General features: G+C 68.5%; 19 protein-coding genes. All 19 read left to right on the top strand.

Annotation, left to right across the window (positions count from 1 at the left end):
• The first annotated feature begins 21 nt into the window (after window positions 1–21).
• The gene (locus AC1PMG_RS11120) at window positions 22–777 is read left to right on the top strand and encodes a flagellar basal body rod protein FlgF (RefSeq protein WP_342072711.1); all 756 of its coding nucleotides are present in this window, start codon (window positions 22–24) and stop codon (window positions 775–777) included.
• 102 nt (window positions 778–879) lie between these two features.
• A complete protein-coding gene (flgG, locus tag AC1PMG_RS11125) occupies window positions 880–1,665 on the top strand; it encodes a flagellar basal-body rod protein FlgG (protein ID WP_160967501.1) in 786 nt (261 codons plus the stop codon).
• Window positions 1,666–1,688: 23 nt separating this feature from the next.
• Entirely contained in the window at window positions 1,689–2,390 is a 702-nt protein-coding gene (gene flgH / locus AC1PMG_RS11130) for a flagellar basal body L-ring protein FlgH (RefSeq protein WP_017908575.1), read from the top strand.
• Between the two features lie 8 nt (window positions 2,391–2,398).
• A complete protein-coding gene (locus AC1PMG_RS11135) occupies window positions 2,399–3,517 on the top strand; it encodes a flagellar basal body P-ring protein FlgI (protein WP_342072710.1) in 1,119 nt (372 codons plus the stop codon).
• A gap of 1 nt (window position 3,518) precedes the next feature.
• Complete coding sequence (flgJ, locus tag AC1PMG_RS11140) at window positions 3,519–4,727, top strand: flagellar assembly peptidoglycan hydrolase FlgJ (RefSeq protein WP_481108930.1); 1,209 nt, start codon at window positions 3,519–3,521, stop codon at window positions 4,725–4,727.
• Between the two features lie 11 nt (window positions 4,728–4,738).
• On the top strand, window positions 4,739–6,613 hold the full coding sequence (gene flgK, locus AC1PMG_RS11145; RefSeq protein WP_481108931.1) for a flagellar hook-associated protein FlgK: 1,875 nt from the start codon (window positions 4,739–4,741) through the stop codon (window positions 6,611–6,613).
• Entirely contained in the window at window positions 6,610–7,815 is a 1,206-nt protein-coding gene (flgL, locus tag AC1PMG_RS11150; protein WP_481108932.1) for a flagellar hook-associated protein FlgL, read from the top strand. Before flgK ends, flgL begins: the two co-directional genes overlap by 4 nt.
• Before the next feature lie 331 nt (window positions 7,816–8,146).
• A complete protein-coding gene (locus tag AC1PMG_RS11155) occupies window positions 8,147–9,334 on the top strand; it encodes a flagellin (RefSeq protein WP_481108933.1) in 1,188 nt (395 codons plus the stop codon).
• A gap of 705 nt (window positions 9,335–10,039) precedes the next feature.
• Window positions 10,040–11,227: a flagellin gene (locus AC1PMG_RS11160; protein ID WP_481108934.1), complete on the top strand. Its 1,188-nt coding sequence runs from the start codon at window positions 10,040–10,042 to the stop codon at window positions 11,225–11,227.
• Between the two features lie 199 nt (window positions 11,228–11,426).
• Window positions 11,427–12,749: a flagellar filament capping protein FliD gene (gene fliD / locus AC1PMG_RS11165; RefSeq protein ID WP_481108935.1), complete on the top strand. Its 1,323-nt coding sequence runs from the start codon at window positions 11,427–11,429 to the stop codon at window positions 12,747–12,749.
• Window positions 12,750–12,897: 148 nt separating this feature from the next.
• On the top strand, window positions 12,898–13,317 hold the full coding sequence (gene fliS / locus AC1PMG_RS11170; RefSeq protein WP_010341674.1) for a flagellar export chaperone FliS: 420 nt from the start codon (window positions 12,898–12,900) through the stop codon (window positions 13,315–13,317).
• Complete coding sequence (locus AC1PMG_RS11175) at window positions 13,314–13,613, top strand: hypothetical protein (protein WP_481108936.1); 300 nt, start codon at window positions 13,314–13,316, stop codon at window positions 13,611–13,613. The genes fliS and AC1PMG_RS11175 overlap by 4 nt, the downstream gene beginning before the upstream one ends.
• Window positions 13,610–14,188: a PilZ domain-containing protein gene (locus tag AC1PMG_RS11180; RefSeq protein WP_152236985.1), complete on the top strand. Its 579-nt coding sequence runs from the start codon at window positions 13,610–13,612 to the stop codon at window positions 14,186–14,188. Before AC1PMG_RS11175 ends, AC1PMG_RS11180 begins: the two co-directional genes overlap by 4 nt.
• A gap of 91 nt (window positions 14,189–14,279) precedes the next feature.
• Window positions 14,280–14,912, top strand: a complete 633-nt coding sequence (locus AC1PMG_RS11185) for a response regulator (protein WP_017908534.1) — start codon at window positions 14,280–14,282, stop codon at window positions 14,910–14,912.
• Between the two features lie 267 nt (window positions 14,913–15,179).
• Window positions 15,180–16,583 carry an RNA polymerase factor sigma-54 gene (rpoN, locus tag AC1PMG_RS11190; protein ID WP_481108937.1) on the top strand — a complete coding sequence of 468 codons (1,404 nt, stop codon included), beginning with the start codon at window positions 15,180–15,182 and terminating at the stop codon, window positions 16,581–16,583.
• Window positions 16,584–16,598: 15 nt separating this feature from the next.
• Entirely contained in the window at window positions 16,599–16,982 is a 384-nt protein-coding gene (locus AC1PMG_RS11195) for a response regulator (RefSeq protein WP_010341669.1), read from the top strand.
• On the top strand, window positions 16,979–18,463 hold the full coding sequence (locus AC1PMG_RS11200) for a sigma-54 dependent transcriptional regulator (protein WP_017908532.1): 1,485 nt from the start codon (window positions 16,979–16,981) through the stop codon (window positions 18,461–18,463). The genes AC1PMG_RS11195 and AC1PMG_RS11200 overlap by 4 nt, the downstream gene beginning before the upstream one ends.
• A gap of 277 nt (window positions 18,464–18,740) precedes the next feature.
• On the top strand, window positions 18,741–19,919 hold the full coding sequence (locus AC1PMG_RS11205) for a DegT/DnrJ/EryC1/StrS family aminotransferase (RefSeq protein WP_481108938.1): 1,179 nt from the start codon (window positions 18,741–18,743) through the stop codon (window positions 19,917–19,919).
• Window positions 19,916–20,140, top strand: coding sequence for an acyl carrier protein (locus AC1PMG_RS11210; RefSeq protein WP_481108939.1), 225 nt, complete (start codon window positions 19,916–19,918; stop codon window positions 20,138–20,140). Before AC1PMG_RS11205 ends, AC1PMG_RS11210 begins: the two co-directional genes overlap by 4 nt.

Consider the following 20,140-nt stretch of genomic DNA (forward strand, 5'->3'; position numbering starts at 1 on the left):
CCCGAATCACGGCCCACACCCATGGACAAAGCCCTCTACGTCGCCATGACCGGCGCCCGCGCGTCGCTGCAGGCGCAGGCCACCGTGTCGCACAACCTGGCCAACGTCGAGACCTCCGGGTTCAAGGCGGCGCTGGCCAATACCGAGGCCTATCGGATTCCTGGCGCCGGTTATCCGTCGCGGATCGATGCGCTGCACATCGACCAGGGCTTCAATCGCGACGTCGGCGCCCAGCACATGACCGGCAATCCACTGGATCTGTCGCTGGATGCCGATCGCTGGCTGGCGGTGCAGTCTTCCGACGGCAAGGAGGCGTACACGCGCGGCGGCGAATTGGCGCTGACCCCGAATGGCCAGCTGGTCACCGCCAGCGGCCATGCGGTGCTCGACGACCAGGGCAACCCGGTGGCGATTCCGCCGCACCAGTCGCTGGAGATCGGCAACGACGGCACGGTGTCGATCGTGCCGCTGGGCGAAGCCCCCACCGCGATGAGCACCATCGCCACGCTGAAGGTGGTGCAGGCGCCGGCGGACCAGCTCACGCGCAGGCCCGATGGCCTGATGCGCAACGTCAGCGACGATCCGGCCAAGGCCTTCGCGCCGGCCACCGGTAACTCGCTGCGCACCGGCATGCTCGAAGGCAGCAACGTCGATGCCGCCGGCGCGCTGGTGCAGATGATCCAGTTGCAGCGCCAGTTCGAAATGCAGGTCAAGGTCATCAAGAACGGCGACGAGAACGCGCAGTCGGCCAACACCCTGCTGCGTCTGAACGGCTAAGACGAGCCTCGGCGCCAGCGGCGCCGGTTTGGCACGGCACATGCATCACTCCCTGCGCCCCCGGCGCGTCGTGCCGGGGCCACCATCAGAGGAACTCGGGTCATGAATCAGGCTTTGTGGGTCGCCAAGACCGGACTGGATGCGCAGCAGACGCGCATGTCGGTCGTCTCCAACAACCTGGCCAACACCAACACCACCGGTTTCAAGCGCGACCGCGCCAACTTCGAGGACCTGCTGTACCAGCAGGTGCGGCAGCCCGGCGGCGCCAGCTCCTCGCAGACGCAGCTGCCCTCGGGCCTGCAGATCGGTACCGGCGTGCGCGTGGTCGCCACCGCCAAGGATTTCGAGCAGGGCAGCCAGCAGCAGACCGGCCGCGCCCTGGACGTGATGGTCAACGGCCGCGGCTTCTTCGAAGTGCAGATGCCGGACGGCACCACCGCCTACACCCGCGACGGCAGCTTCCAGATCGACGCGCAGGGCCAATTGGTCACCAACAGCGGCTACGCGATCCAGCCGGGCATCCAGATCCCCGAAGGCGCGCAGTCGGTGACCATCGGCAACGACGGCACGGTCAGCGTGCAGGTCGCCGGCACCGCCGCGGCGCTGCAGGTCGGCTCGCTGACCCTGACCGACTTCATCAATCCCTCGGGCCTGCAGGCCAAGGGCCAGAACCTGTACGTGGAAACCGCCGCCTCCGGCCCGGCCACCAACGGCACGCCCGGCCTCAACGGCCTCGGCAACATCGCGCAGGGTGCGCTGGAAGGCAGCAACGTCAACGTGGTGGAAGAGCTGGTGAGCATGATCGAAACCCAGCGCGCCTACGAGATGAACGCCAAGGCCATCTCCACCACCGACTCCATGCTCGGCTATCTGAACAACAACGTCTGATCCCCTCGCCTCCGGAATCCGCCATGTCGCGCCTGTCCTCTCTCTCCTTCTCCGCCGCGCTGCTGCTGCCGGTCCTGCTCGGCGGTTGCGCCGGTCTGGGCGTGGCCGCCGGCGACGTGCGTCCGTACGCGCCGATGGCGCCGATCGTGCCGGTGATGGCGCCGCAGGCGCAGCCGACCGCGGGTGCGATCTACGCCGCCGGCCCCGGCCTGCAGTTGTACTCCGACCGCCGCGCCCGCGACGTCGGCGACCTGCTGACCATCACCCTGGTCGAAAGCACCAACGCCAGCAGCACCGCCAACACCAGCATCAGCAAGAAGGACGCGGTGACCATGGCCACGCCGACCCTGCTGGGCGCGCCGCTCACCGTCAACGGCACCAACATCCTCAACAACTCCACCAGCGGCGACCGCAGCTTCGCCGGCAAGGGCAACACCGCGCAGAGCAACACCATGCAGGGCAGCATCACCGTGACCGTGATGCAGCGCCTGCCCAACGGCAACCTGGTGATCCAGGGCCAGAAGAATCTGCGGCTGAACCAGGGCGACGAACTGGTGCAGGTGCAGGGCGTGGTCCGCGCCGCCGACATCGCCCCGGACAACACCATCCCCTCCAGCAAGGTGGCCGAAGCGCGCATCGCCTACGGCGGCCGCGGCGCGGTCGCGCAGTCCAACGCGATGGGCTGGCTGAGCCGCTTCTTCAACTCGCGCATCTCGCCGTACTGAGGCCCGCCATGACTCTCCTGTCCCTGCCCTGCCGCCTGCTCGCCGCCGTCGCCCTGTGCGCCGGCCTGGCCGCGCCGGCCGCGGCCGAACGCATCAAGGACCTGGCCCAGGTCGGCGGCGTGCGCAACAACGCGCTGGTCGGCTACGGCCTGGTGGTCGGCCTGGACGGCAGCGGCGACCGCACCAGCCAGGCGCCCTTCACCGTGCAGAGCCTGAAGAACATGCTCGGCGAGTTGGGCGTCAACGTGCCGTCGAACGTCAATCCGCAGCTGAAGAACGTGGCCGCGGTGGCGATCAGCGCACAGCTGCCGGCGTTCGCCAAGCCGGGCCAGACCATCGACATCACCGTCTCCTCGATCGGCAACGCCATCTCGCTGCGCGGCGGCACCTTGCTGATGGCGCCGCTGAAGGGCGCCGACGGCCAGGTCTATGCGGTCGCACAGGGCAACCTGGTGGTCGGCGGCTTCGGCGCGCAGGGCAAGGACGGTTCGCGCATCTCGGTGAACGTGCCCAGCGTCGGCCTGATCCCCAACGGCGCGACGGTGGAACGTGCGCTGCCGGACGTGTTCGGCAACACCGGCGAGATCACCCTCAACCTGCATCAGCCCGATTTCACCACCGTCTCGCGCATGGTCTCCGCACTGGAAAGCACCTTCGGCCCGGGCAGCGCGCACGCGGTGGACGGCTCCACCGTGGCGGTGCGTTCGCCCACCGACCAGAGCGCACGGATCGGCCTGCTGGCACGGATCGAGAACGTCGAGATGTCGCCGGGCGCGGCGGCAGCCAAGGTCGTGGTCAACGCCCGCACCGGCACGGTGGTGATCGGTTCGCAGGTCCGGGTCAGCCCGGCGGCGATCTCGCACGGCTCGCTGACGGTGACCATCAGCGAAGGCACCCAGGTCAGCCAGCCGAATGCGCTGAGTGGCGGCCAGACCGTGGCCACGCCCAAGTCCACCATCACCGCCACCAACGAAGGCAGCCGCATGTTCAAGTTCGAGGGCGGCACCTCGCTGGATCAGATCGTGCGGGCGGTCAACGAGGTCGGCGCCGCGCCTGGCGACCTGATCGCGATTCTGGAAGCGCTCAAGCAGGCCGGTGCCCTGAGCGCGGAGCTGGAGGTGATCTGACATGCGTATCTCGGCCGCTCCCTTCGACCTGCACGCCTCTACCCAGAACGATCCGGCCAAGATCGACAAGGTCTCGCGCCAGCTCGAAGGGCAGTTCGCCAACATGCTGGTCAAAAGCATGCGCGAGGCCAGTTTCGGCAATTCGCTGTTCCCCGGCGAGAACCAGACCTTCCGCGACATGTACGACCAGCAGCTCGCCAAGGGCCTGACCGACGGCAAGGGGCTGGGCCTGGCGGCGATGATCTCCAAGCAGCTGGGCGGCGGGCAGTCGGCCGCGGCCACGCCCACCAATACCTCGCTGGACGCGGCCAAGGCGGCCAAGGCCTATTCGCTGGTGTCCGGCCAGTCCGGCAACGGCCCGATGCCCCTGCAGGGCGAAGCCGCGCTTGCCGCCGGTGCCACGGCCGGCGCCGGCGTCGGCCCGTGGAGCGGCGCCGAGGCGACCGCCTCCCCGCAGCAGCAGGTGCTGGACATGATCGCCGGCCGCGAGAGCAGCGCCATGCACCAGGCCATCGGCAGCAGCCCGGCCGACGGCAGCGCCGGCATGTCCTGGGCCGGTGCCGACGACCGCTGGTCGAACGTGCAGGCGGCTGCCGACAGCGGCACCGCCATCGATCCCAGTGCCGCCGCGGCCGCCAACGCCGCCGCGGCCAGCCTCGGCGAGCGGACCCCGGAAGGCTTCGTCGCCAAGATCTGGAACCATGCGCAGAAGGCCGCGCAGGAACTGGGCGTGGACGCGCGCGCCCTGGTCGCGCAGGCCGCGCTGGAAACCGGCTGGGGCCGCCGCGGCATCTCCCGCGGCGACGGCGCCAGCTCCAACAACCTGTTCGGGATCAAGGCCACCGGCTGGACCGGCGACCGCGTGACCACCGGCACCCACGAGTACGTGGACGGGGTCAAGCAGTCGCAGACCGCCGATTTCCGCGCCTATTCCTCGCCGGCGGAAAGCTTCGCCGACTACGTGCGCCTGCTGAAGACCAATCCGCGCTACCAGCAGGCACTGAAGGCCGGCACCGACATCCGCGGCTTCGCCCAGGGCCTGCAGCGCGCCGGCTACGCCACCGACCCTGCCTACGCAGCCAAGATCGCCGCCATCGCCGGCGGCCCGACCATCGGCCGCGCGGTCGCCGCGATCGGCAGCGCCGCCGCCGGCGGCATCGAGCGCGTGCTGGCCAGCACCGTCGATTCGTCCGGCCTCGTGCGCCGTTGAGGTAGCCGCCCATGTCCATCCTCTCCACCGGTACCGGCGCCCTGCTCGCCTTCCAGCGGGCCCTGTCCACGGTCAGCCACAACGTCGCCAACATCAATACCGACGGCTACAGCCGGCAGCGGACGACGTTCGCGACCACGGTCCCGAGCCAGTACGGCAGCGAGTTCATCGGCAACGGCACCCAGATCACCGACGTCTCCCGCGTCGCCGACCAGTTGGCGATCTCGCGCCTGTTCGACAGCACCGGCGAAGTCGCGCGGCTGAAGCAGCTCTCCAGCCTGTCCAGCCGCGTCGACGGGCTGTTCTCGGACAAGGCGACCAGCATCGCGGGGCAGTGGTCGAACTTCTTCGACGCCACCACCGGCCTGTCCTCCAACGCCTCGGCCAGCGCCAACCGGCAGAACCTGCTGGACGCCGGCAATTCGCTGGTCACCCGCTTCAAGCAGCTCAACGGCCAGCTCGACTCGCTCGGCAGCGAAGTCAACAACGGTCTGCTGGCCGGCACCGCCGAAGCCAACCGCCTGGCCACCGAGATCGCCAAGCTCAACGGCCAGATCGGCTCCAACGCCAATGCCGCCGCACCGGACCTGCTCGATCGCCGCGACCAGATGATCAGCCAGCTCATCGGCTACACCGGCGGCAGCGTCATCCAGCAGGACGGCGGGATGATGAACGTCTATACCTCCGGCGGCCAGGCGATGGTGGTCGGCACCAATGCGTCGACGCTGGTCACCAGTCCCGATCCCTACCAGCCGGAAAAGCTGCAGATCGCGCTGAAGACGCCGGGCGGCTCGACGCCGCTCAACAGCAAGGCGCTGGGCGGCCAGCTCGGCGGCTTCCTGGAGTTCCGCAGCAACGTCCTGGATCCGACCAAGGCCGAACTCGGCCGCATCGCCACCGGCGTGGCCAGCAGCTACAACGCGCAGCACCACGCCGGCATGGACCTGTACGGCCAGATGGGCGGCGATTTCTTCAACCTGCCGGCGCCGACCGTGGACGGCAACAGCGCCAACACCGGCACCGCGGCGTTCACCGCCAACGTCAGCGACCTGAGCAAGCTCGACGGTCAGAACCTGCTGCTGACCTACAACGGCACCGCCTGGAGCGCCAGCCGCGCCGACACCGGCGCCAGCGTCCCGATGAGCGGCTCCGGCACCAACGCCGATCCGTTCGTGGTCAACGGCGTGACCCTGCAGGTCTCCGGCACCGCCGCCAGCGGCGACAAGTTCCTGCTGCAGCCCACCGCCAACGCCATCAGCAAGCTGTCCGTGGCCATCAGCGACCCATCGCGCATCGCCGCGGCGACGCCGATCCAGGCCAGCGCCACCCTCAGCAACCAGGGCACCGGCAAGGTCAGCAATGTCACCGCGACCAACGCCAGCAATGCCAACCTGCTGACGCCGGCGAACATCGCCTTCATCGATTCCACCCATTACTCGATCAACGGCGGCGCGCCGCAGACCTACACCGCCGGCCAGACCATCAGCGCCAACGGCTGGAGCCTGACCATGGACGGCGTCCCGTCCGCCGGCGACAGCTTCGCGGTGGGGCCGACCGGGGTCGGCTCGAGCAACAACGGCAACGCCCTGCTGCTGTCCAACCTGGACGATTCCAAGGCCTTCAACGGCGGCACCATCACCCTCAACGGTGCGGTGGCCGGCCTGACCACCACGGTCGGCTCGGCGGCGCGCCAGGCCAAGTACGCGGCCGACGCGCAGGACGTGATCCAGAGCAGCGCCCAGGACGCGCGCGACTCGCTGTCCGGCGTCAACCTCGACGAGGAAGCGGCGGACATGTTGCGGCTGCAGCAGGCCTATCAAGCGGCCTCGCGCCTGATCTCCACCGCCGACACCCTGTTCCAGTCCATCCTGAGCGCGGTCCGATGAGCAATCGCATCTCCAGCGGCATGATCTTCAATCAGTCGCTCAACACCATGCTCGGCAAGCAGGCGACGATCTCGCACCTGCAGCAACAGCTCTCCACCGGCCAGCGCATCGTCAGTGCGGCCGACGACCCGGTCGCCGCGGGCACCGCGGTCAGCCTGGATCGCACGGTGGCCGCGCTGGCGCGCTTCGGCGACAACGCCAACAACGTGCAGAACCGGCTCAACCTGCAGGAAAACTCGCTGGCGCAGGCCGGCGACCTGATGGCCCGGGTCAAGGATCTGACGGTGGAAGCCAATAGTTCGGCGCTGACCACGCCCGACCGCAAGGCCATCGCCGCGGAGCTGAAGACCCTGCACGACAGCCTGCTGAGCCTGTCCAACAGCACCGACGGCTCCGGCCGCTACCTGTTCGGCGGCACCGCCGACGATGCGGCTCCGTTCGCCGTGGTCTCGGGCAACGTGGTCTACAGCGGCAACCAGACCCAGCGCAGCGTGGAAGTGGCACCGGACACCAAGGTCTCCGACACCCTGCCCGGCAGCGAGATCTTCATGCGCGTGCCCACCGGCGACGGCACCGTGGACGCGCATGCGGCCGCCGGCAACACCGGCACCGGCCTGCTGCTGGATTTCAGCCGCGACGGCTCCGGCAGCGCGTGGAACGGCAGCAGCTACAGCGTCGTGTTCACCGCCGCCACCACCTACGAGGTGCGCGACAGCAGTGGCGCGGTGGTCAACACCGGCACCTATGCCGCCGGCGAGAGCATCGGCCTGCCCGGCTTGAAGATGCGTGTGGACGGCGCGCCCGCCGCCGGCGACAGCTTCCAGATCGGCGCCTCGACCACCAAGGACGTGTTCTCCACCATCAGCAACCTGGTCAACCTGCTCAACACCGATCCGATCACCCCGGCCGCCAAGGCAGCGCTGCAGAACGGCCTGCAGTCGTCGATGCGCGACATCACCCAGGCCTCGTCGAAGATGATCGACGCGCGCGCCGCCGGCGGCGCCCAGCTCGCGGCGATCGACAACGCCACCGACCTGCGCGCCGCCAACGACGTGACCCTGAAGACCACCCTGTCCTCGCTGCGCGACCTGGACTACGCACAGGCGATCTCCCAGTACCAGCTGGAACAGTCGGCGCTGAAAGCGGCACAGACCATCTTTACCCAGATGCAGAGGATGTCGCTGTTCGACCGGCTCGGCTGATCGGCGATATACCGGATATACAGAAAGGCCCGGAGCGCGGCGACGCTTCCGGGCCTTTCGCGTTATACAAAGATCGTCATCGCCGCTGGATAAGTAGACAACGCGCAGGCAGCCCTAAAGTTTGCCGAAGTGCGGCCGAGAAAGGCTCTCCGCGGTGTTCCAGGTGTTTTGCGCATCGCCGGAACGGCGAATTTTCTGCAGTAAATCGCTAAAGGTTGCGCGCCTGTCGCCGTTACTCATATCACCAGCCGCACTGGCCAATTGATGGCCCCCTGCGGAGACTCCAGGCACCGACCGGTTGCCGGACAAATCGCTTAGAGGAGATATCAAAATGGCACAGGTCATCAATACCAACGTAATGTCGCTGAACGCTCAGCGGAACCTCAACACCACCAGCACCAGCCTGGCGACGACGATCCAGCGCCTGTCCTCGGGCCTGCGCATCAACAGCGCCAAGGACGATGCGGCCGGTCTGGCGATCTCCGAGCGCTTCACCACCCAGATCCGCGGCCTGGACGTGGCCTCGCGCAACGCCAACGACGGCATCTCGCTGGCGCAGACCGCTGAAGGTGCGATGGTCGAAATCGGCAACAACCTGCAGCGTATCCGCGAACTGGCGGTGCAGTCGGCCAACGCCACCAACTCCAGCACCGACCGCGGTGCGCTGAACTCGGAAGTCAAGCAGCTGGCCTCGGAAATCGACCGCGTCTCCAGCCAGACCAACTTCAACGGCACCAAGCTGCTGGACGGCTCGTTCTCCGGCGCGCTGTTCCAGGTCGGCGCCGACGCCGGCCAGACCATCGGCATCAACACCATCGTCAACGCCAGCGCCGCTTCGCTGGGCAAGGCCGGCTTCGCCGCCACCCAGACCGGCTCGGCCGCGCTGGCCTCCGGCACCGCGACCGCCAGCGGCAGCTTCTCGGGCATGGTCGTCAACGGTGTCAGCATCGCCTCGGTGGCCGTGGCCAACGGCGACGCCGGTGCCGACGTGGCCAAGAAGATCGCCTCGGCGATCAACGACAAGCTTGCCCAGACCGGCGTGTACGCCTCGATCGACCCGACCACCAGCGCGCTGAAGCTGGAATCGGTCAAGGGCGGCCAGGACTTCTCGTTCACCGCGGGCTCGGCCACCGGCGCCACCGGCATCACCTTCAGCAACGCCGGCATCGCCGCCAGCGCCGCTGCCACCGCCGGCACCACCAACTACCTGGCGGACGTGGACATCTCCACCTTCCAGGGTGCGCAGAAGGCGATGAGCATCATCGACAACGCGCTGACGGCGGTGAACTCCTCGCGTGCCGACATGGGTGCGATCCAGAACCGCTTCACCTCCACCATCGCCAACCTGAGCTCCACCTCGGAGAACCTGTCGGCCTCGCGCAGCCGCATCCGCGACACCGACTACGCCAAGGAAACCGCCGAGCTGACCCGCACGCAGATCCTGCAGCAGGCCGGCACCGCGATGCTGGCCCAGGCCAAGCAGGCGCCGCAGAGCGTGCTGAGCCTGCTCCAGGGCTAAGCGCGGCCAGACGCAACGCACCACCGGGCCCCTCCGCAAGGAGGGGCTTTTTTATTCCTTCGTCCAACCGCGCGGGACGCCTCCCGGACGCGGCCATCACTCCGCCAGATGCCAGCGCTCGACGCGCAGGTGGAACCGCACGTGTCGCCCCGCGGTCGGCGTATCCGACTTGCGGCCTTGATTGCGGCGGCTGGACTGGCGCGACCCGCATGGTCGGAGAGCGGGCTGGTCGGCCTCAGCGGGGATGATCTGCGACGGTTCCAGCCATGGCCGAGGATGGCCTGGAGAGACGGTCGCCAGGTGCGGCGGAAGACGGACCAGTTCTACTCCACCATGCACCGCCCATCCCGTCCGTCAGGCGTTCGCGCTGCGGTTGCGACAACGCCACGATCGAGCTGCTCAAGCGCATCGCCCGGCGCTGCCGCGATGACGCCAGCCTCTTCCTGAAGCGCTGCACCACCGTTGTACCGGACATGCGCGATGGAACCTAAAGTTTGTCCGGGCGCGGCCGAAACAAGCTCTTCGCCGCGCTCCGGACACGTTGCAAATCAACGAATTTCTAGGTTTTTTCGCAGCGAATCACTAAAGGTTGCGCAGCGACCGCCGTTACTTATACCAGCAGCGGCACTGGCCAATTGATGGCCCCCTGCGGAGGCTCCAGGCACCAACGGGTTGCCGGACAAATCGCTTAGAGGAGATATCGAAATGGCACAGGTCATCAATACCAACGTAATGTCGCTGAACGCTCAGCGGAACCTCAACACCACCAGCGCCAGCCTGGCGACGACGATCCAGCGCCTGTCCTCGGGCCTGCGCATCAACAGCGCCAAGGACGACGCGGCCGGTCTGGCGATCTCCGAGCGCTTCACCACCCAGATCCGCGGCCTGGACGTGGCCTCGCGCAACGCCAACGACGGCATCTCGCTGGCGCAGACCGCCGAAGGCGCGATGGTCGAAATCGGCAACAACCTGCAGCGTATCCGCGAACTGGCGGTGCAGTCGGCCAATGCGACCAACTCCAGCACCGACCGCGGTGCGCTGAACTCGGAAGTCAAGCAGCTGGCCTCGGAAATCGACCGCGTCTCCAGCCAGACCAACTTCAACGGCACCAAGCTGCTGGACGGCTCGTTCTCCGGCGCGCTGTTCCAGGTCGGTGCCGACGCCGGCCAGACCATCGGCATCAACAGCATCGTCAACGCCAGCGCCGCCTCGCTGGGCAAGGCCGGCTTCGCCGCCACCCAGACCGGCTCGGCCGCGCTGGCCTCCGGCACCGCGACCGCCAGCGGCAGCTTCTCGGGCATGGTCGTCAACGGCGTCAGCATCGCCTCGGTGGCCGTGGCCAACGGCGACGCCGGTGCCGACGTGGCCAAGAAGATCGCCTCGGCGATCAACGACAAGCTGGCGCAGACCGGCGTGTACGCCTCGATCGACCCGACCACCAGCGCGCTGAAGCTGGAATCGGTCAAGGGCGGCCAGGACTTCTCGTTCACGGCAGGCTCGGCCACCGGCGCCACCGGCATCACCTTCAGCAACGCCGGCATCGCCGCCAGCGCCGCCGCCACCGCCGGCACCACCAACTACCTGGCGGACGTGGACATCTCCACCTTCCAGGGCGCGCAGAAGGCGTTGAGCATCATCGACAACGCGCTGACCTCGGTGAACTCCTCGCGTGCCGACATGGGTGCGATCCAGAACCGCTTCACCTCCACCATCGCCAACCTGAGCTCCACCTCGGAGAACCTGTCGGCCTCGCGCAGCCGCATCCGCGACACCGACTACGCAAAGGAAACCGCCGAGTTGACCCGCACGCAGATCCTGCAGCAGGCCGGCACCGCGATGCTGGCCCAGGCCAAGCAGGCGCCGCAGAGCGTGCTCAGCCTGCTCCAGGGCTAAGCGCGGCCAGACGCAACGCACCACCGGGCCCCTCCGCAAGGAGGGGCCTTTTTTTTGACGCCCAGGATGCGGCACAGGATTTGCATGGCAACGGGGAGCCGTCGCGACGCGCAGGCGGCGCTCAAGAAGCTCTCCCGCGCGCCGATACTCCCCTCAGCCGCTGGCGCACCGCGCGCCGGCCACCTCAAGGACCGCCACCATGTCCACCACTGGAATCGGCTCAGGCCTGGACATTCCCAGCTTCGTCGCCAAACTGGTGTCGAAGGAACGCCAGCCGCAGGAAGACCGGATCAACCGCGACGGTACCGCCTCCAGTGCGCAGCTGTCGTCCTTGAGCACGATCAAGAGCGCGCTGTCCAACCTGCAGACGGCGATGAGCACGGTGTCCGACAGCGCGGACAAGGGCGCCTACAAGGCGACCATCGACGACGGCGCCGGCTATACCGCCACCGTGACCTCCAGCGCCAACGCCGGCAGGTACGGCATCGAAGTGGTGAAACTGGCGCAGTCGCAGAAACTGACCTCGTCGGCCTACGCCAGCGGCGCCGTCGTCGGTGGCGGCACCCTGACCATCGCCTACGGCAGTACCACGCTCAACATCAACGTCGATGCCGGCAGCAAGCTCAGCGACGTGGCCGACTTCATCAACAAGGCCGCCAACGGTGCCGGCTTGACCGCCAGCGTGGTCACCGCCGACGATGGCGACCACCTGGTGCTCAATGCGGTCGACACCGGCACCAAGGGCGCCCTGACCATCACCACCTCCGGTGGCGACGGCGGCCTGGCCAATCTCACCTACCCGCCCGGCAACAACGGCGGGCTGACCCAGACCATCGCCGCCGCCGACGCGGTGGTGAAGGTGGATGGCTTCCAGCGCACCTCCAGCAGCAACACCATCGCCGACCTGGTGCCCGGTGTGGCGATCAACCTCACCAAGGCGGTGGCCGGTACCACCTTCAATCTCAACATCACCAGCGACAACACCCCGCTGAAGGCCAACCTGACCGCCCTGGTCAGCGCCTACAACTCCGCCAACAGCGTGCTCAAGTCGTCCAGCGCCTACGATGCCACCAACAAGAAGGCCTCGCCGATGACCGGCGATGCGATGGTGCGCGGCCTGCAGCAGTCGCTGCGCCGGCTGGTCAGCGACAACGTGAGCGGCCTGATGGCGATGGGCGTGACCATCGACAAGGACGGGGTGATGAGCTTCGACAGCGCCAAGTTCGACACCGCGGCGGCCGCCGATCCGTCGGCGGCCAAGACCCTGCTCGGCAACAACGGCAGTTTCGGTACCGGCATGAGCACGCTGCTGAAGAGCAACCTGGACAGCACCAGCGGCACGCTGACCCAGCGGACCGACGCGCTCAACAAGCACATCTCCGACCTGACCGACCAGCTCAGCGATCTCGACAAGCGCATGCAGACGCTGACCGACCAGTACACCGCGCGCTTCACGGCGATGGAGACGCTGGTGACGCAGATGCAGGGCGTGAGCGACAGCCTGACCAAGCAGTTCAGCTGACGCGCACGCGGCCGCGCGGCTCAAGTCGAGACGCGTCGCGGCCGATAGAAAGAGTATCGACAGTCATTACGGATTGGCCGCAGCAACCGCAGCGTCGCCGCTCACCGGCGCGGCGCGGAGGCCAGCCGATCCACCCGAGGAGTTTTCCATGTACGGTTCCAGCCGCCAGTACGCCGAGCAATACCGCAAGATGGGCATTTCCACCAGCGTCACCGATGCCGATCCGCACAAGCTGGTCGCCATGCTGTTCGCCGGCGCCTGCCAGCGCATCCGCCAGGCCCAGGCCTGCCTCGCGCAGGGCGACCAGGCACGCAAGGGCAAGGCGATCGGCGAGGCCTGCGCCATCGTCGGCCATCTCAACGGCTCGCTCGACCACGAGGCCGGCGGCGAGATCGCCGGCAATCTGTCGGCGCTCTACGACTACGTGATGCACCGGCTGACCGAAGCCAACCTGCACAACGACGACGCGGCGCTGACCGAAGCGCTGGAACTGCTCAGCGAGATCGACGCGGCCTGGGCCGCCATTCCCGCGCAGCAGCGCGAACTGGCCACGGCGAACGCGTCGTGAGCATCCAGCTCGCCGACCTGCACAACGACCTGCACGAGTTGCGCGAGGTCCTGCGTGGCGACGACTACGCGCTGGCCCAGGCCATGGTCGCCGATCACGAGCGGCACCTGCGGGCGTATCTGCAGCAGGACGGCGCCGACCGCTCGCGCGAGGCGTTGAAGCCGTTGTTGGTCCTGCAGCAGGCGGTGACCGCGCAGATGCGCATGGAGCGCGACCATGCCGCGGCCTGGCTGCGCAGCAGCCGCCAGTCCAGCCACGCCGCGCGGCTCTATTCGCAGGCCGGACTGCTGGGATGAACACCGGCTCGGACGGCGCGGCGCAGCACCCGGCCGACGCCGAACTGTTCCACGACACCCTCAGTTGCGAACTGGCGCTGCCGGCGGATTTCCGCCTGGGCAACGGCGCCGGCCGGCTCGCTGCCGGCGAGGCGCTGTTGCGCAGCCTGGCGCAGATCGAGGATCTGCGCGGCGAGGACGGCAGCGACGACCGCAGCGAGTCCACCGCGCAGACCCAGCGGATGGAGGCCAAGCTCGACCTGATGCTGGTGCTGCTGGGCCGGCTGGCCCGCCAGCACGAGGATGCCCTGCCGCTGCGGCCGCTGTGCTGGTCGCGCCGGGGCGTGCGGCTGGAGCTGGGCGCGCGCTCGGGCGCCGCGGCCGGCGCCGCCGGCCTGCTGCGCCTGCAGCCCTCGGACTGGCTCCCGGACCACCTGGAACTGCCGGTACGGGTGCTGGCCGAGGCCGCCACCGCGGGCGTCGTGCAACTTTGGCTACGGTTCGAGACACAGCCGCCGGGCCTGCAAGAGGCCCTGGAACGCCACCTGTTCCGGCTGCACCGCCGGCAGATCGCCGACAGCCGGCGCGCGCGCTGAGCCGGCACACCGCCCCCCGGACCGCCGCGGCGAGGTTGGCGGCGGCGGGCGGCTCGGCTAATGTGCGGCTCTGAATAGAAGGACCTGCACCGTGCGAGTCATCATCGTCGACGATCACACCCTGGTACGCGCCGGCCTGAGCCGGCTGCTGCAGACATTTGCGGACGTCGACGTGGTCGCCGAGGCCAGCAACGCGCAACAGGCCGTGGACCTGGCCACCCTGCACCGCCCCGACCTGGTGCTGATGGACCTGTCCCTGCCGGGGCGCAGCGGCCTGGACGCCCTCACCGACGTGCTGCACAGCTCGCCCAAGACCCGGGTGGTGATGATGTCGATGCACGACGACCCGGTGCATGTGCGCGATGCGCTGGACCGCGGCGCCACCGGCTTCGTGGTCAAGGACGCCGCCCCGCTGGAGCTGGAGCTGGCGTTGCGCGCGGCCAGCGCCAACCAGGTGTTCCTGAGCCCGCAGATCTCCTCCAAGATGATCGCGCCGATGCTCGGCCGCGAGCGCCCGGTCGGCATCGCTGCGCTGTCGCCGCGGCAACGCGAGATCCTGCGCCAGATCGGCCGCGGCCAGAGCAACAAGGAAATCGCCTCGGACCTCGGCATCAGCGTCAAGACCGTCGAGACCCACCGTGCGCGGATGATGGAATCGCTGGGCTGCCGCCGCGCCAACGATCTGGTCCTGCTGGCCGCACGCCACCAGGGCGAACTGAGCTGAACTGGGGACGACATCCCGACACGGAACATTGGCATGGGGCTTGCCTTAATCGGTCAGCAGGCGTGACGGTTCCGCCGAACCCTGCTGCATCAGGCATTGCGCCGTCGACTGTCCGGCGCCCACGCGCCGCATGTCGGGGAATTCCTGACACGCTGTCGGGAATTTGACTACCCTACTCAGGAACCCCCCGATTCTGTTACCGTCGGGCGACAAGCACTATGCGTTCCACGGGCGCCAGAGGGTTGGCGCCGAACCGAGGAAGTCCGCATGAAGCCGACCGTTTCCGCCCAACTGGGCCAGCAACTGCATCTGACCCCGCAACTGCTGCAGTCGATCCGGCTGCTGCAGCTCGATGGTATGCAACTGGAACTGGAAATCCGCCGCGCGCTGGAGACCAATCCGCTGCTCGAGCTGGAAGAGCCCGAGGGCGTGATCGAGCCGGTGGTCAAGCATGAGGACGCCGCGCTGGAAACCGCGGCATTCGACGAACTGCCCGAATCCTCGATGTGGGACATCCCGGCCGCCGGCTGGAACGATGGCGAAGACGACCGCATGCAGCGCATCGCCGCGGGCGAGTCCACCGATCCGCACCTGCGCGTGCTGCAGCGGCTGGCCCTGGAACTGCCGGCGGCGGAACTGGCGGCGGCCGCGTTCTGGCTGGAACACTGCGACGATGCCGGCTACCTGGACGGCGCGCTGGACACCCTGCAGCAACTGGCCAGCGCCCGCCTGGGCCTGTCGGTGGCGCAGGCCGAGGCGGTCCGCCAGCGCCTGCTGCACGGCGACCCGGGCGGCCTCGGCGCCTGCGACCTGCGCGAGTGCCTGCAGGCGCAGCTGGGCGACCTGCCCGGCCGCGTGCCAGGCCGCCACCTGGCCGCGCGCATCCTCGCCGGCGACCTCGACCTGCTCGCCAGCCACGACTACGCCCTGCTCGGGCGCCAGCTCGACGCCGAGACCGACGACGTGCGCGAGGCGGTGCGGCTGATCCTGTCGCTGCAGCCGCGCCCCGGCGACAGCCTGCAGCCGCAGGATCTGGGCCATGTGCTGCCGGACGTGGTCGCCTGGCACGCCGACGGCACCTGGCGTGTCGCGCTGAACCCGGCCACCACCCACCGCGTCACCGTCAACCCGATGCACGAGCGCGCCCTGGCCGAGGCCGGCGACGCCGCGCAACCGCTGCGCGAAATGCTGCAGGAAGCGCGCTGGCTGACCCGCGGCCTGTCGATGCGCTACGAGACCCTGCTGCGCACCACCCGCGCCATCGTCGAGCGCCAGTCGGCGTTCCTGGTCAAGGGCGAGGAAGCGATGGCGCCGCTGACCCTGAAGGAAGTGGCCGAGGCGATCGGCATGCACGAATCGACCATTTCCCGCATCACCACCGGCAAGTACCTGCAGACCCCGCGCGGCACCTTCGAGCTGAAGCACTTCTTCGCCGTGCGCCTGGAAGGCGCCGCGGTGTCCGGCCAGGCGGTGCGCGCCATGGTCCGGCGCCTGATCGAATCCGAGCCGGCCGGGCGGCCGCTGGCCGACGAGGCCATCGCCGGGCTGCTGTCGCGACAGGGCGTGAACGTGGCAAGGCGCACTGTCGCCAAGTATCGTGAACAATTGGACATCGCTCCCGCACGCGAACGCCGCCGCGGCAGCAAGCCGCTGCTGGCCCGTGCGGGCTAAGGAAAAACGACGCATATGAACAAACTGTCCGTGCTTCTGGTCGACGACCACGAAGGTTTCATCAACGCCGCCATGCGCCACTTCCGCAAGCTCGACTGGATGGAGGTGATCGGCAGCGCCGCCAATGGCCTGGAGGCCATCGAGCGGTCCGAGTCGTTGCGCCCGCAGGTGGTGCTGATGGACCTGGCCATGCCCGAGATGGGCGGTCTGCAGGCCACGCGCCTGATCAAGACCCAGGACCAGGCGCCCTACATCGTGATCGCCAGCCATTTCGACGATGCCGAGCACCGCGAGCACGCCATGCGCGCCGGTGCCGACAACTTCGTCAGCAAGCTGTCCTACATCCAGGAAGTGATGCCGATCCTGGAGGGGCTTCGGACCGAAGGAGTGCCGGCATGAGCGAATCGCGGATCCTGGTGATCGATGACGACGCGGTGCGCGCCGAGCGGACCGTCAGCCTGCTCGAATTCATGGACCTCAACCCGCGCTGGGTCACCGACGTGGCCGACGTCCAGCCCGGCCGGCATCGGCAGACCGAGTGGATGGCGATCCTGGTCGGCGGGCTCGACGACCAGGACCAGGCCGATGCCTTCTTCGGCTGGGTGGCGCGCAGCTCGCTGCCGCCGCCGGTGCTGCTGCTCAACGGCGATGCGCAGGCCTTCGCGCAGCGCCATGGCCTGCACGAAGCAAACGTGTGGCAGCTGGAAGCGCCGCTGCGTCACGCGCAGCTGGAAACCTTGCTGCGCCGCGCCAGCCTCAAGCGCCTGGACGCCGAGCACCAGGCCGGTGCCGCGCAGGACAACGGCCCGACCGGCACCAGCGCGGCGGTGACCCGCCTGCGCCGGCTGATCGACCAGGTCGCCGCCTTCGACACCACCGTGCTGGTGCTGGGCGAGTCCGGCACCGGCAAGGAAGTGGTGGCGCGGGCGATCCATCAGCAGTCGCCGCGCCGCGACGGTCCGTTCGTGGCGATCAACTGCGGCGCAATCCCGCCGGATCTGCTGGAAAGCGAACTGTTCGGCCACGAAAAGGGTTCGTTCACCGGCGCGCTGAGCGCGCGCAAGGGCCGTTTCGAGATGGCCGAGGGCGGCACCCTGTTGCTCGACGAGATCGGCGACATGAGCCTGCCGATGCAGGTCAAGTTGTTGCGCGTCCTGCAGGAGCGCAGCTTCGAGCGGGTCGGCGGCAACGTCACCATCCGCTGCAACGTGCGGGTGATCGCCGCGACCCACCGCAACCTGGAAGAACGCATCGCCGGCAACCAGTTCCGCGAGGACCTGTTCTACCGGCTCAACGTGTTCCCGATCGAGATGCCGGCGCTGCGCGAACGCAGCGACGACCTGCCGGCGCTGGTGCACACCATCGCCGCGCAACTGGCGCGAACCGGGCGCGGCGAAGTGCGCTTCTCCGAAGAGGCCTTGCAGGCGCTGCGCAGCTACGAATGGCCGGGCAACGTGCGCGAGCTGACCAATCTGGTCGAGCGCCTGGCGGTGCTGCACCCGGGCGGCCTGGTGCGGGTGCAGGACCTGCCGGCACGCTACCGCGGCGACTTCGCTTCGTCCATCGACGTCTCGGCCCCACCGGCGCCGATCGCAACGGATCCGCGGCGGGTGCCCAACGTGGTCGACCTGCACGTCGGCGGCAAGCCGGGGACGGACGCGGATGCGCCGGCCCAGGCCGCGGCGACGCTGCCGGAAAGCGGCCTGGACCTGCGCGGGCACATGGCCAACATCGAGCTGGCGCTGATCAACGAGGCGCTGGAGCGTACCCAGGGCGTGGTGGCGCATGCAGCGCAGTTGCTGGGCCTGCGGCGCACCACCCTGGTCGAGAAGCTGCGCAAGTACGGCATCGACCGCGACCAGACCGAACTGGCGAGCTGAGCCGGCGCACGGCGTCGGGTGCGGCCGCACCCGACGCGCCCCTTGTCCCTCGGAACGCCACGCCCTCTTCCCTTTCCCTGCCCCCTGCCGGCCCGACGCGGGCGCTGTCGCGGCGCGCGCGCATGCGGTGGCCAAGCCAGGTTTCGCCTGCACCGCATCCCGATCGGCCCCGCCGACAGTGGACAGGCACCTTTGGCATGTGGCTTGCTTCACGTTTCCACAGCACCGGGCGGCACGTTCCGCACCGGGGACTTCCACCCGTCGCCAGGCAGGTCCCATGTCCATCCCCGTCACCAGTCCGCTGCTGCCGCCCCTGGAGGCGTTCGTCCCCTACCTGGAGCAGATCTGGCGCAGCCGGATCCTGACCAACGGCGGCGACATGCACCGCGCACTGGAGAAGGCACTGGCCGAGTATCTGGGGGTCAGCCACCTGGCGCTGCTGACCAACGGCACCCTGGCGCTGCTGACCGCGCTGCAGGCGCTGCGCATCACCGGCGAGGTGATCACCACCCCGTACTCGTTCGTCGCCACCGCGCATTCGCTGCTGTGGCGCGGCATCAAGCCGGTGTTCGTGGACATCGATCCGCAGACCATGAACCTGGATCCGCTCAAGATCGAGGCGGCGATCACCCCGCATACCACCGCGATCATGCCGGTGCATTGCTACGGCACGCCTTGCGACACCGCCGCGATCGAGCGCATCGCCGATACCTACAATCTCAAGGTCATCTATGACGCCGCGCATGCGTTCGGGGTCAAGGACGCCGGCGGCTCGATCCTGCGCCACGGCGACCTCAGCGTGCTCAGCTTCCACGCCACCAAGGTGTTCAACACCTTCGAGGGCGGCGCCATCGTCTGCCCGGACGCCAAGACCTACCAGCGCATCAGCCGCCTGAAGAACTTCGGCTTCGTCGACGAGACCACGGTGGTGGCCACCGGCATCAACGGCAAGATGAGCGAGATCAACGCCGCCTTCGGGCTGCTGCAACTGCAGCACATCGACGACGCGCTGGCGCAGCGCGGGGCGATCGACGCGCAGTACCGTCGGCGCCTGGCGCAGGTGCCCGGCATCCGCTGCCTGGCGCCGCGGGAACCGGCGCTGTCCAACTACGCCTCGTTCCCGATCCTGGTCGAGGACGCCTTCCCGCTGGTGCGCGACGAACTGCACCGGCTGCTGCGCAGCCACGACATCCTGGTGCGCCGCTATTTCTACCCGTTGATCAGCGATTTCCCGATGTACCGCGGCCTGCCCTCCTCGGCCCCGGCCGGCCTGCCGGTGGCGCGGCAGATGGCCGAGCGCGTGCTGTGCCTGCCGATCTTTCCCGGACTGGCGGCCGAGCAGGTGGACGCCATCGTCGACCTGATCGCCGCGGCGGGCGGCGTCATGCCCGCGTCCGATTCCCGTCGCACTCTCGTCCCTCCCTCCTTCGCCCAACCCGTGGAACCCGCAGCATGAGCCAAGAGACGTTTATCGAGAATTTCCTGTCGGCCACGGATTTCCAGAATCCGGTCGAGGTGACCATGGACACGGTGCTGCGCGAACTGCCCGAATGGGATTCGCTGGCCGCGCTGGGCGTGATCGTGATGTTCGATACGGACTACGGCAAGACCATCACCGGCGAGCACCTGGCCGCCGTGGTCACCCTGGGCGATCTCTATCAGCTGACCGAGGCATAG

The organism is Xanthomonas sp. NCPPB 2250 (assembly GCF_056725265.1).

Coding starts and splice junctions, on each gene's coding strand:
- AC1PMG_RS11120 (WP_342072711.1), top strand. CDS start 22: ATGGACAAAGCCCTCTACGTCGCCATGACCGGCGCCCGCGCGTCGCTG.
- flgG (WP_160967501.1), top strand. CDS start 880: ATGAATCAGGCTTTGTGGGTCGCCAAGACCGGACTGGATGCGCAGCAG.
- flgH (WP_017908575.1), top strand. CDS start 1,689: ATGTCGCGCCTGTCCTCTCTCTCCTTCTCCGCCGCGCTGCTGCTGCCG.
- AC1PMG_RS11135 (WP_342072710.1), top strand. CDS start 2,399: ATGACTCTCCTGTCCCTGCCCTGCCGCCTGCTCGCCGCCGTCGCCCTG.
- flgJ (WP_481108930.1), top strand. CDS start 3,519: ATGCGTATCTCGGCCGCTCCCTTCGACCTGCACGCCTCTACCCAGAAC.
- flgK (WP_481108931.1), top strand. CDS start 4,739: ATGTCCATCCTCTCCACCGGTACCGGCGCCCTGCTCGCCTTCCAGCGG.
- flgL (WP_481108932.1), top strand. CDS start 6,610: ATGAGCAATCGCATCTCCAGCGGCATGATCTTCAATCAGTCGCTCAAC.
- AC1PMG_RS11155 (WP_481108933.1), top strand. CDS start 8,147: ATGGCACAGGTCATCAATACCAACGTAATGTCGCTGAACGCTCAGCGG.
- AC1PMG_RS11160 (WP_481108934.1), top strand. CDS start 10,040: ATGGCACAGGTCATCAATACCAACGTAATGTCGCTGAACGCTCAGCGG.
- fliD (WP_481108935.1), top strand. CDS start 11,427: ATGTCCACCACTGGAATCGGCTCAGGCCTGGACATTCCCAGCTTCGTC.
- fliS (WP_010341674.1), top strand. CDS start 12,898: ATGTACGGTTCCAGCCGCCAGTACGCCGAGCAATACCGCAAGATGGGC.
- AC1PMG_RS11180 (WP_152236985.1), top strand. CDS start 13,610: ATGAACACCGGCTCGGACGGCGCGGCGCAGCACCCGGCCGACGCCGAA.
- rpoN (WP_481108937.1), top strand. CDS start 15,180: ATGAAGCCGACCGTTTCCGCCCAACTGGGCCAGCAACTGCATCTGACC.
- AC1PMG_RS11195 (WP_010341669.1), top strand. CDS start 16,599: ATGAACAAACTGTCCGTGCTTCTGGTCGACGACCACGAAGGTTTCATC.
- AC1PMG_RS11200 (WP_017908532.1), top strand. CDS start 16,979: ATGAGCGAATCGCGGATCCTGGTGATCGATGACGACGCGGTGCGCGCC.
- AC1PMG_RS11205 (WP_481108938.1), top strand. CDS start 18,741: ATGTCCATCCCCGTCACCAGTCCGCTGCTGCCGCCCCTGGAGGCGTTC.
- AC1PMG_RS11210 (WP_481108939.1), top strand. CDS start 19,916: ATGAGCCAAGAGACGTTTATCGAGAATTTCCTGTCGGCCACGGATTTC.